The sequence below is a fragment of the Chamaesiphon sp. OTE_20_metabat_361 genome (genome assembly GCF_031364565.1).
On the sequence record NZ_JANLWO010000196.1, the window covers coordinates 1 to 12,190 of the forward strand.

The window sequence follows — 12,190 nt, forward strand, 5'->3', positions numbered from 1 at the left end:
AGGATAATTAGCTGATTCTAAAGATTGGCATGTTAGTTAAGATTAGTTTGAACTCATGTGCAGACAAAAATATAATTCGCGTAAAAAATTGTATAGATTATATACTGTTTTTAGGTAGATCGTTCGGTCTATTTATTTATATATTTTAGCTAAATAAAAGGTAATATATTTAAAGGTAGGGCGAAAGTGAGGCTCGCAAAAAACTAGCAGTTCCACTGATTTTTATAAACTAGGTAGATTAATGTTTTCATACTTGTTACCAGAAATTAAGCTATCGCTGGAGTTTTCCGAGCGTAAATTTCTACTGTGTATCGCTGACATTATCCTGATTATCAGTGGAATTGTTAGCTCACTATGGTACTGGGCTTATAAAACTGGTAGAGGATTTAGTTTGCAGTTACTGAGTGCCCATTCCGCCTGGGTCGTGGCGATGGGCATCGGCTGGTTGGTGTGGATGTTTATTAACGACCTATACGATCTGCGGATTGCTGTCAAAGTCAGACGCACGATCCAACGCATTGGTTGGGGTGGCGCGATTGTCGGCCTCATCTATCTACTCTACTATTTCTTAACATCGCCACTGCCGTTAAATGAAAACACGGTGTCACTAAGATTTGCCCCCGCCGTGGCAATCTTGAATACGACGATATTGTTATTGACTTGGCGGCTAATGTATGCACTGGTATTCGGTGTCGGACATGCTTGCCAACGAGTGCTAATTATTGGCGCTGGTGTGACTGGGACGATTTTGGCAGAAGCCTTCAAGCAGTATCCGCATTACCAAGCGATCGGTTTTATCGATGACGATCGCAAGCTACATGGCAAAGTCTGTCAAAATATCCCCGTTTTGGGCAATCGTCACAACCTGAGTGCAGATATCGATCGCTACAACGTCGATGAGATCGTTCTAGCAATCAGCCGTCCGATCGATGAAGAGTTACTACAGCTACTAACTAATTTTCACGAGCGCGGGATTGCGATTACGCCCATGCCAGTGCTGTATGAGAAAATTACGGGTAAAGTGGCAGTCGAACATATTGGCAGTCAATGGTATTCGGCTCTACCGCTCAAAAAGAATCCGTTCGATACATTCAATCGGATTGGTAAAAGAATTCTAGATTTGATTTGTGGCACGATTATCGGCTTGGTACTGGCGGTGGTGTTTCCCTTTGTAGCGATCGCAATTAAGCTCGATAGCCCTGGTGCGATATTTTACAAACAAGAGCGCGTCGGTCAGTATGGCGCTAAATTTACAGTCTACAAGTTTCGATCGATGGTGCAAAATGCCGAACGCAATGGTAAGGCGCAATGGGCGGTCAAAGGTGATGCTCGAATTACCAAAGTTGGTAACTTCATCCGGAAAACTCGCTTAGATGAATTACCTCAAGTGCTCAACGTCTTGCGGGGCGAGATGAGCATGGTCGGCCCCCGCCCAGAACGCTACCAATTTATCAAAGAATTACAACAGCAAATCCCTTTTTATCGGACGCGGTTGGCTGTCAAGCCGGGGCTGACTGGCTGGGCGCAGATCAACTACGGTTATGGCAGTACGACCGAAGATGCCCTGATCAAGCTCCAATACGACCTTTACTACCTCAAGCATTGGTCGCCTTGGTTAGACCTCAAAATCTTACTACGGACGTTCTCAGTCGTCTTGAAGATGCAAGGACAATAGACTTCCTGCGAAAGTCAGGTATTAGGCTTTAGGTTTGAGGCTTTAGGTTTTTTTAGTCAAGACAATACTAGTAAAGATTTTGTTTTTACTTTCGCAAGAAGTCTAATAAGTTAATTAATCTAATCGCTCCTGGGTGCGCCGCACAATAATAGTTGTGCGGCGCACCCTGCTTTGTGTTGGTATAAAAGGTCAGAGGTCAGAGGGATCGGAATGAGAGCTAGATCGGCGCTCTCTCACAGTCCGCTTGCCAAATTACTCATGACATTACCAGAGTCGCCGATCGCGAGCGTCTCTGCCCATTGACAGAGATTAATAGTGGAAAAGAACGACTGAAGATCTGCCTATCGATCGATTCATTGACATGACGATCTTTAGTACAAATAAGATGTGTGAGTTAGTAGTATTATCGATCGATACTAAAGTTTGTGACTTCCAACCTGGATTACAGCAGGATTGGTAGCGTCCCTAAAATCAAGCAGGAATGGAAATGGAAGCAAATTTAATAGTGATTCAGCCATCTAATTCACTAAATCCGAGCCAGTACCGGGTAGGAAACATAGCTACCGACCCGATGCTCCCAATTGTAAGTAGTATTGCGGTGCTAACAGCGTTGGCGGTTTCAGCATATGCGTGTATTTCTAGATATCGACAGAAGTCAAATGGGCGCGTAGCTGCACCCAAAGCACTTTGTCATAGTTGTACTTATTTTAATAACAATCTTTATCTAAATTGTGCGCTGCATCCGAGCAAAGTACTTACTCAATCAGCAATTGACTGTGTAGACTACTGTCCTAATAGTAGAGCCAAAAAAGCTGAAGCCTTAAAAAAATCAATGCCGCTTGTGAGCAAAATTTTTCCTGATTAAGCCAGAATAAATTTAATTAATCGAGCAAAAATCTGTCGATCGATTGATTTATCTTGAAGATGGCTTGTGATAATATTAGTGACTGAACGACATCTGAAAAAAGATATTGTCATGGCGATCGGTAAAGTTAACTATTAATCTTCAGCCAAAATGTTCGGGTGTAGAATCCAGCTAAGTAGACACTCAATCGAGGTTTTAGCCGAGCGATTTGGCACTAGCATTGCACAAATGAGACTGCTGGCGGTTGACTTAGATTCAGTCTCGATCGAGCAATTTTGTCATCATAATTTCCTATGAAACTATCTCACCAAAGTTCCGATCCAGCACTAACCCGCCAACTAGTAACTCTGCTTGCTATTGTTGCCAGTATCGTAGTCAATACCCTTTCTAATATTTTCCCGCTCAATGGTACTAACGTAGGCAAGTTGTCGAATACGTTATTGGCACCAGTTCAGATTACGCCTGCTAATTATGCCTTTGCGATTTGGGGTGTGGTGTATTTGGGATTGATTGCCTATGGGATTTATCAGTTTCAGTCTACCGAGCGTCACAATCCCCGCTTGGAGCGGGGTGGCTATCTATTGACGATCGCGTGTGTCGCTCAGTGCGCTTGGATTTATCTGTTTCTAGCCAGACAGTTTCCGCTGTCGATCGTTGCTATGTTTGGGATTTTGCTACCGCTGATTGCCCTATATCAGTGTCTGGGCATCGGTTCTCAAAACGTCTCCAAACAGGAGCGATGGTTTTTACACGTTCCCATCAGTATTTACCTCGGCTGGATAACTGTCGCCACGATCGTCAATGTTGCTAGTACCCTATTTGTCAGCGAATGGGATGGGTGGGGCATTCCAGCGACGGCATGGACGGTGTTAATGATGGTTGTTAGTGCCGCACTTGCCAGCTATATCTACATCGAGCGCCGCGATACTACATACACCCTGGTTATCGTCTGGGCACTACTCGGGATTGGCATTCGCCAGCTCGGTACGCCGATAATTGCCGTAACTGGCATCGTGGCAACAATTGCACTGCTGCTATTGCTAGCCAACGAATTTAAAGCATTGAGTAAAACTTACTAAATCGTCTATCAGGAATCTTAATGAGTAGCAAAATTGAAATCAACAAATCGATACCGAACGATCGCTGGGGCGAGTTTTTCGACCAGTTTTCAGATGGCAATCGCGGCAGACATGTGTCGATTGAAATCATCGGTTCGGAAGTCGGCGACGCAGAATTAATTAAAGATGCGCCCTTGATGGCAATGGTGTACGACCGACCGAATAAAGGCGACGACCTAGTTATTGAAATCGGTCGCGACGAAGTAACTTATGCTCATACGATCGACTCTCCGCAGGAGGTATTAACCGGACAGAGTGAAAGTGGAGAGATGCTTGCCTTGTCGATTAGCGATGCGGCTGGAACTAAAACATTGATTAAATTACAAGCTAGTTAAGTCAGACTCGCTCGGCTATAATGTTAGACATTAAAGCAGGTGCAATCTATGAATTGCACCTGCTTTAATTTTAAGAATTTTTGACTCGATACTTCTATTTTTACCTTCAAACAGTTATGTTCGATTGCCAGGGATGATGGCAAATGCAGGCAGAACGTTACAGTACGATATAATGAGTGATGAGCGATCGATTTGTAGTTCTCGACCTGAATCTGAGACTGCCGCTATCATAGCCAATCTATTTCTGTGCTCGCCACGCCAAAATCTATGAACTCTGACGGAACTGCCAAGCAAAAACCCGATCGCCAATCTTCCCCACGATCGGATATTATCGATGTTCGTGTAGTCGAACAGATCTCGTCAGCATCGGAGCCACTTGGGGATGTTTGGGATAGCGGCGAAGTCACCGAACGCTCCACTTCATCTTCACCGCCAACACAGACACAGCCACCAATTACCATTCCAGTAGAGCCGCCACAGGAGACGATCGATCCCCCGCAATCGGAAGATAACTGGCATCACTTACTCGATGAGATCGATCGAGATTTAGAACCACCGGATTTAGAGCCAGCCGTAGCCACCGAGCCAATTGCTGCTGATGCAGTACCACTAAACCTAACGTCAGTGCCTCCAAGTACGCCAATCGATCCCCACGTTTTACCACTAGTCCGCGCTGAGGCGGAAATCAAAGCCGAAATCGATCGACTTCAAGCGACTAGAGCGGCACTCCAAGCACAACTTGTGGAGACGCAGACAACTTTTGGGCAAGTCATCCAAACTTCGATTTCCGAACTCGAACAACGCCGCCAAAAACTGCAAATCTCTGTCGAACAGCTCGAACGCCGACGCGATCGCATCCAAGAAGAAATCGCCAAAAGTTTTGCAGGTGGCTCTCAAGATATTGCCATTCGCCTGCAAGGATTTAAAGACTACCTCGTCGGTAGCCTGCAAGATCTCGTTGTCATCGCTGAGGAAATCGACTTTCCCCAACCACCCCCCGCTCAAATCCGGATTCAAGCACCGCTCGATCGCGCTGCTAGCGGTAACGCGCCTCGGCAACCCCTAGCCCCAGCCTCACCCAGTCGCGACTCCCGATCCCAAACCCCCCAGTTTGCCGAACCTGCTTTTAAAACAACAGCCACTAAAGTCCGTGCCTCGATCGATCGTTATCGCAATGCCCCAGATTATTATGCGCCAGCTTGGCAACTGCGCCGTACCCTCGAAGCCGTCCACGCCGATAAAGTATCAGACTGGTTTTTTAGTAAAGATGGGCGGGGTGCGGTTCGCACGATGGGCAGCCGTTTACAGAATATCCTAGTAGCAGCGGCGGCGGTATCTGCGCTCAGAGAGCTATACGGTGACTATCTTCGCACCCTCGTCCTCGCCAACCTGCCCGAACGTCTCGGCGATTGGCGCAGAGGCTTTCAAGACTGTTTGGGACTCTCCAAAGCCGATTTCGGTGGCAATGGGGGGATTATTTTGTTTGAAGATCCCGAAGCGCTAATCCAAAAAGTCGATCGGATTGTCGCAAATCAGGAAATGCCCCTAATTATCATCGATAATTCTGAAAATCAAATTAGCCTCTCGATTCTTCAATATCCGCTGTGGCTGGCATTTGCGCCCGATCCCGATCGACAGTTGGATGATTATCGGGAATATCGGTAGATAATTATTAATTAATAACTAATAATTAATAATTAATAATTGTAATTGAAGACTGAATGCTAAATAACACCATTATCGCCATTGGGATTTTTATCCTTGCCTACTTTCTAGGTTCATTTCCGACTGGGTACTTAGCAGGAAAACTATTACAAGGAATCGATATTCGCGAACATGGTTCGGGTTCGACAGGTGCGACGAATGTACTGCGAACATTGGGAAAAGTGCCCGGATCGATCGTGTTACTCATCGATGCGATTAAAGGTGCATTAGCAGTCACAATTGTCAACGTAATTTTCACTTACAATTTAGTGCCAGCACTGCCGATCGAGTGGCAAGCTTATCTAGTCCCTTTAGCGGCTACCGGAGCGATTTTAGGACACAGTAAATCGATCTGGCTAAATTTTGGTGGTGGTAAATCTGTAGCCACAGGCGTCGGCGTGTTGCTGGCAATGTCGTGGCAAGTCGGCGCTTCGACGATCTTGGTGTTTGGGATTTCGATCGCAATTAGTCGAATCGTATCGATGAGTTCGATCGCGGGTGCAATTTCGGTGACAATTTGGATGCTCCTATTCGCTCGACCATTACCTTCGGTCGTGTTTGCGATCGTCGGCGGTATTTACGTCATCTGGCGACATAGTACCAATATCCAACGAATTATCGCAGGTACCGAACCAAAGCTGGGGCAGAAATTAGAATCGACGACTTAGACTCGCTCTGGAATCGGGAATGTACCCGATTAAAGTTGTTGTATTTATAATTGGAAGCAATTATCTATGACAACTAAAAAATCCGGAGTAAATATGCCAAAGCTCACCTGTTTAACGATTCTCGCTCTATTTGTGAGTGCTTATCCAGCCTCTTTACCCGCAAGAGCGCAAGGTGGCGATGTCTCCGGCAGAACTTGCCGCGTTACCGATCCGACTGGTACCCCACTTAACGCGAGATTGCAGCCTAATGGCAAAGTAGTCAATCGGCTCAAAAACGGTAGAACCGTCTATGCCCAGTCAATCTCGACGGATAGTGAGGGTAAACCTTGGGTGTTGGTGGCGATTAAGAATCAGGGTAATTATAAAATCATGGGATATGTCTTGCGGGAGTTTGTCACCTGTTATTAGACAAAACATAGTGCGATCTCTTCTACCCGATTTTTACGAGAAATCAGGTAGAAGCGAATAATAACTTGTCAGATTAACTTACATTACTGACACACTTTTTTGACATTAGGTAGCTGACTCGCTGTATCCCACCAAGCTGCTAATTTAGGTGTTTGCGCGGTAACTGTGGCAAATGCTGGGGTTTGAGCTAGGTAGACAAAAATGGGAATCAGATAAAAATCGGCAAGCGTGATGTCACTACCGAGCAGATATAGATTACCTGTTACTAACGATTCGATCGCCTCAAGGGCAGTTTTGACGGGTGCGATCGCGTTGTTAACTTTTTCGACATCTGTCTGACCGCCCTGAGTAGGTACGATGAGACTTTGAATGACGATCGTCCCGATCGCGGGAGGATATAAATAGCTATCGATAATCCCCATAATTTGGCGCATCCGGGCTTGGTGCAGCGGCGCGGCGGGGCTGTACTTATGGTTGGCAAGGACTGTATCGAGATATTGAGTAATCGCCGCAGTTTCGTAAATTAGCTCTCCATCGACATCTAATGTCGGAACTCTCCCAAAGGGCTGCTTGGCGAGATACTCTGGGGCGTGATTTTCGCCATTGAAGATATTGATGCTGTGGAGAGTGTATTCGGCACCGATTTCCTCTAGTAGTAGCCGGACAGTGCGGACGTAGGTACTAGCAGTTAGTCCGTAAATAAGCAGTTTTGACACGATCGATAAATCCGCTAAACGACAATGTTTGACTCTTTTATTATGGATGATGAGAAACCTGTTTCGATCCCTGCGGCACTCAGTCTGGGGTCGATCTTGCTGCCGTTGCGATCGGTGCTAATATTCGATCGATCGAACCGCTCCAAATTACCGATTTTGGTGCCGATTACCTCGCGGCGCGGCTACGCCAACGAGCACGAGCGATCTCCTGCACGCTGCCAAGTTTGACCGATTGCGATCTCCAAATTTCCCAAATTAACGATTTTTACAGATTGATTTTGGGTTTAATAGTGATTATTACAGTATACTACTAAGTAAAGATTTGTAAACTATAAAATGACCTCGATCTAGAAAATTGGGTAGTTATTGATTCTCAACCGGGCGAATAACTCTCCAATTCACGTTTAATCTGGATGAGTCGGAAAATTTAAATTAGGTTGCGATTGATGGAAAAACTTTTACGCGTTGAGCGAACTCTTCTGATTGGGCACATCATCTCAATGGCATTTGGGTTAGCCGGATTACTACTGGTATTACCAAACCCCGATTTTATTGCCGCATTACCCGATTTTGGTAAAACAGCCTTTGCTTGGTCGATGGCGGGTGGCGGTGTCGTCTACATGATACTGGGCACTTGCGCGGTAGCGGTATATGCTTATCGAACTCTCGGTCTGTGGCATTGTTTAGGATTTATGGTACCCGCGATCGGATTGTCATTGGTCGCTGAATTAGTGGGTACTAGTACTGGATTTCCCTTCGGACACTATCATTATCTGTCCGGATTGGGCTACAAAATTGCGGGATTGGTACCATTTACGATTCCTTTATCCTGGTTCTACATCGGCTTCAGTGCTTATACGATCGCCAGAGCTGGGTTGGAAACCTTTGCCATCCCGCAACTACTCAAATATATCGGCGCGATCGGGTTTGGCTCGCTATTATTAACTTCATGGGATTTTGTCCTCGATCCGGCAATGAGTCAGACGACGATGCCATTTTGGTTGTGGGAACAGCCTGGGGCATTTTTTGGCATGCCTTACGAAAATTTTGTAGGTTGGTTTGGAACTGGGGTCGTGTTTATGACGGTCGCTACTTTCATCTGGCGGTTGAAGCCGTTAACCTTGTCACCCCAGCAACTCGGCTTACCGCTGGCTGTATATTTAGGTAACTTTGCGTTTGCGACGATTATGAGTATTGCCGCTGGGTTTTATATTCCGATCTTGTTGGGATTGGTTTTGGGCATTTTGCCACTGGTAGTTTTCTATCAAATGGCAACTACACGACTGCCACAGAACGCACCTAAAGCGATGAAGGCAGAAACGATCTAGTAAGTAGCACCGTCCACGCAGTCAGTGTGGACGGTGCAAATATTTTCAACATTAGAAAAGCCTGCAACCTAGATGGTGAGCAGTGGGGATGTTGGGTTTCCTTCTTCTGCTTGGTGCGCTGTCTTGTCTCGCATAATCCGGGAGCGGCGCATCGAACGGGAGGTTCCCTCCCGTTTGTGTGCGTCAGCGACGCGCGCTTTGGAGGTTCCCTCCAAGTTAAGCGCGTCAAGACAAGAGAGGGAACCTCCCGGCTGCGAGCCGCTGTCTTGTCTTGATTCGCTAAACCCTCTCCTTCGGAGACGCTGCGCGAACGGGAAACCCTACGTATCGCGAATCGCTGACCCAAACACATGGGTCGGGAATCTCCGCGTGATTTGGGTCGCTTGCTTGGTGGAACGCACGCTGAGGAAGCCTCAGCGCGATTCCATCCGCAAACCGTCGGGAGACAGAGGCGTGCGCGCATCCGCAACCCGACCTACAGATCTTTACTTTGATGCAAGAGAGAATACCTAGTAAATATACAACCAGACTGGAATCATCGCCAGAAAAATTAATGTACTCACGATGATGCTACTGGCAACTAGGTTGCCATTGAGATTGTATTCTTCTGCCAAAATCAGTCCGGCAAAAGCACAAGGCATTCCTGCCATGAGGACGATGCCCAGTCGCGGATCGCCACCGACACCGAGTAGTGAAATTGAGATCCCGACGATCGTCGGCATGACGATCGTTTTGAGGATGGCGGGTAATAGGGCAAGCTTGAGACTTTGCCAGCCTTGAATCTGACTGAGGCGGATGCCCATGAGAATAAATGCGCCGGGAATCACCACCCAAATCGAGGCATGAAGGCTTGATTCGATCGCGGTAGGGAAAGGGAGGTTGCGGGTCAATGAACCCAGCGCAAAGCCCCATAGCGAGGGCACACAGCACAAATCTTTTAACTGCGTCCACCACCGATTGGTACCCGCGCCTTGACGACCGTAATAACTGGAGACTAATACGCCCAAGCCGTAAGTGCCAAAGACATTTTGGGTGACGCTGTAGAGCACCGCCCAACTCACATCGGTCTCGGAGACAAAGTAGGGGACGATTGCCAAACCGACAAAACCCGTATTGCCCAACATCGACGATAACAGCAAGCTGCCTTTGAGTCCGGCGGCTGGTGAGGGTTCGGGGCGTAATTTTTGCCAGATCTGGAGACTGAGCCAGCCCAATCCCAATCCCAATAGTAGGGAAGCAATGGTAATCGTTGGCGCTAATCGGGCGCGTTCGTCGAAAGTAGTCTGACGGGCGAGGGAAAAAATCTCGATCGGGACGCCCACCCAATACAAGCCGCGTCCCAGCCAATAGGGGAACGCAGCGGGTAAGAACCTCACAGTCAGAATGCCCAACCCCGTCCAACAAATCAACGGAGTGTAAGCTTGAACGAGACGATCGAGCATGTAATGATGACTGACGGCTATTTAATTATTTGACTACGCCCATATCTTTAATATACCAACCATCTTTTTGGCGGACGACATTGTACTCGACTAGTAGCGGCTTGGAGTAGGATCGGGCTGGGTCGAGACGATTTCCGCGATAGTACCGCGCGTCTTCGGTCACTCGCGCTTGGATCGTCGCGGTCTTACTAGCGGGATTGGGTTGGGAGATCGAGACAATTCCAATATTTTGATGTTGATACAGCCAATGTACGCCCTCAGCTTTGGCAGTTTGAGCGCGATCGATCGCACTGGATAAAGCTGGCTCGACGAGGATGCTTTTGAGCCGATCGACTTGGGGCGATTGGCTCAAGGACTGGCTTTTAGCCGCCAACCATTTAGTCACCACGGCTTGGGCGATCTCGGGGGTTAAGACTGCCGCATTGACTGGTTGTGGGGTAGTAGTGGCTAATCCAGCGCGGCTGATGGGTGATACGGCAGTACGCGGCGAGGGCGATGCGACGATCGCCACTTTGGGCGGTTGTGGTTTGGTGACGACCCCGATGGCGGTAGTTGCCAGCCAGATCGCTCCCCAGGCACAAGTTACGCCGCCAGTACCGACTAGTAAAATGCGGGGGATATTCGGCTTACGCTGAATGCGGCGCTGGCGGTGGAGTGAAGATCGCTCGGTTAATTGTCCGGTTTTTGCCGCAGTGACTATTTGACTGCTCGGATCGGGTGGGAGCGGGAGCGGTAGTGGCCTGCGATCTTCAATCTCGGCTTGCTCGAACTGACCGTCGATGGTTCTGGCGGTCGGCTGCGATGAGCGGCGACGTTGGCGTTCATTCTCTAGCTGAATGACGTTGCTGGGATCTGGCTCTGCGATGATTGGTGGTGGTGGCTCGGGTGGAGCTACAGGCTCGACCCGAATGGCTGGATCGACGCTATCGCCGCCGATTCGGTCTGCTGGCGGCTGCCAGGCAGCATTGAGACTATTGGGTCGGCGCACGTTGGAATGGGTCAGATCTGCTGATGCTGATGCGGAGTAGGCGAGCGGTGATTCAGTCAAATGTTCGCCTAGCGAGAGTTCCCCTGATTGGGGCACCTCGATCAGGATCGGCGAGATCTGACCCCAACTAGTAATATTTTTATCGGTAGCCGGGACGCGATCGGCAAAATCTTGGACGTCGCGATCGTTAAAATAAGCATTTAGAGCAGGATCGCTGGCGACCAAATCCCGAAAACAGGGAAACGCCTCATCTTTGAGCCAGGATTCGATGTACCAACATAAGCCTCTGAGCAGGTTGGGCAGTCCTTGAGACTGCTGACGAATGACTACGAGAGCGGATGATTCGGCAGCACTGGCAAGGATTTGATTGGCTTCTTCTGTTTGCCCTAATAATAAGGCGCAAATTGATTGCTCGATCGAACAATCGATCCTTTGACTGAGCCGATACTGCAAGATTTGTTGGGCGGTGTAGATCAGTTGGGGATTGCGGTAGGCAAAGCCTTGGACGATGAGGGCGTGGACGTGTAAGTAGGTACACGCCAATTGCATGACATTGAGGATTCGCGTCCCCGCTTGCTGGGAATCGCGTGCCAATTGACTGAATAAATTGCGTTGCTCGGCAGCAGTTAGATAGGGCAGCGTTTCGTGGATAAAGGCGATCGTACTTTCGCTATTGAGGGCAAAGCGTTCTTGGCACTTGACTTCGTTGGTACAAGCACTTTCGAGTAATTCTTCTAAAAATTGAATCCCTTGGCGGCGCTGTTCGTGACGATCGAGCGATAGCGATACTAGCGAGGAGATCCGATACGGGCGCAAGCGATCGAGCTTGCGATCTACTTCCCCTTGAATTTGGGGAAAGAGATCTTCGCGAACGAGAATTTTTTTGGCAGTTTCGTAGTGAATCGTGGCTTCTTCATAGCAACCATCGCGCCATTCCCGCTCG

At 48.1% G+C, this 12,190-nt stretch carries 12 protein-coding genes; 9 read left to right on the forward strand and 3 right to left on the reverse strand.

Translation table 11 applies throughout. The annotated features are described in order from the left end of the window. The first annotated feature begins 241 nt into the window (after positions 1–241). The 7 genes from RMO35_RS05455 (at position 242) to RMO35_RS05485 (ending at position 6,773) form a co-directional block, all read left to right on the forward strand. Complete coding sequence (locus RMO35_RS05455; protein ID WP_309739140.1) at positions 242–1,675, forward strand: sugar transferase; 1,434 nt, start codon at positions 242–244, stop codon at positions 1,673–1,675. 487 nt (positions 1,676–2,162) lie between these two features. Continuing rightward, a complete protein-coding gene (locus RMO35_RS05460) occupies positions 2,163–2,540 on the forward strand; it encodes a hypothetical protein (RefSeq protein ID WP_309739142.1) in 378 nt (125 codons plus the stop codon). 293 nt (positions 2,541–2,833) lie between these two features. Next, positions 2,834–3,619: a tryptophan-rich sensory protein gene (locus RMO35_RS05465; protein WP_309739145.1), complete on the forward strand. Its 786-nt coding sequence runs from the start codon at positions 2,834–2,836 to the stop codon at positions 3,617–3,619. Positions 3,620–3,639: 20 nt separating this feature from the next. Further along, complete coding sequence (locus RMO35_RS05470) at positions 3,640–3,993, forward strand: DUF5335 family protein (RefSeq protein WP_309739146.1); 354 nt, start codon at positions 3,640–3,642, stop codon at positions 3,991–3,993. Positions 3,994–4,260: 267 nt separating this feature from the next. After that, on the forward strand, positions 4,261–5,658 hold the full coding sequence (locus tag RMO35_RS05475; protein ID WP_309739148.1) for a DUF3086 domain-containing protein: 1,398 nt from the start codon (positions 4,261–4,263) through the stop codon (positions 5,656–5,658). A gap of 56 nt (positions 5,659–5,714) precedes the next feature. Then, on the forward strand, positions 5,715–6,365 hold the full coding sequence (gene plsY / locus RMO35_RS05480) for a glycerol-3-phosphate 1-O-acyltransferase PlsY (RefSeq protein ID WP_309739149.1): 651 nt from the start codon (positions 5,715–5,717) through the stop codon (positions 6,363–6,365). 66 nt (positions 6,366–6,431) lie between these two features. After that, positions 6,432–6,773, forward strand: a complete 342-nt coding sequence (locus RMO35_RS05485; RefSeq protein ID WP_309739151.1) for a hypothetical protein — start codon at positions 6,432–6,434, stop codon at positions 6,771–6,773. A gap of 83 nt (positions 6,774–6,856) precedes the next feature. Here RMO35_RS05485 and RMO35_RS05490 read toward each other — a convergent pair whose 3' ends face one another. Then, a complete protein-coding gene (locus RMO35_RS05490; protein WP_309739154.1) occupies positions 6,857–7,489 on the reverse strand; it encodes a glutathione S-transferase family protein in 633 nt (210 codons plus the stop codon). Positions 7,490–7,513: 24 nt separating this feature from the next. Between RMO35_RS05490 and RMO35_RS05495 the strand changes: the two genes are divergently transcribed. Together RMO35_RS05495 and cruF are read left to right on the forward strand one after the other, a co-directional pair. Then, positions 7,514–7,717 carry a hypothetical protein gene (locus RMO35_RS05495; protein WP_309739155.1) on the forward strand — a complete coding sequence of 68 codons (204 nt, stop codon included), beginning with the start codon at positions 7,514–7,516 and terminating at the stop codon, positions 7,715–7,717. Positions 7,718–7,935: 218 nt separating this feature from the next. Further along, a complete protein-coding gene (gene cruF, locus RMO35_RS05500) occupies positions 7,936–8,817 on the forward strand; it encodes a gamma-carotene 1'-hydroxylase CruF (RefSeq protein ID WP_310417156.1) in 882 nt (293 codons plus the stop codon). A 509-nt stretch (positions 8,818–9,326) separates the two neighbouring features. Here cruF and RMO35_RS05505 read toward each other — a convergent pair. Together RMO35_RS05505 and RMO35_RS05510 are read right to left on the reverse strand one after the other, a co-directional pair. After that, positions 9,327–10,259 (reverse strand): AEC family transporter, encoded by a 933-nt coding sequence (locus RMO35_RS05505; protein ID WP_309739157.1) that lies wholly within the window; start codon positions 10,257–10,259, stop codon positions 9,327–9,329. Between the two features lie 25 nt (positions 10,260–10,284). Further along, a partial coding sequence (locus RMO35_RS05510; RefSeq protein ID WP_309739159.1) for an ARC6/PARC6 family protein occupies positions 10,285–12,190 on the reverse strand: 1,906 nt, incomplete at its 5' end.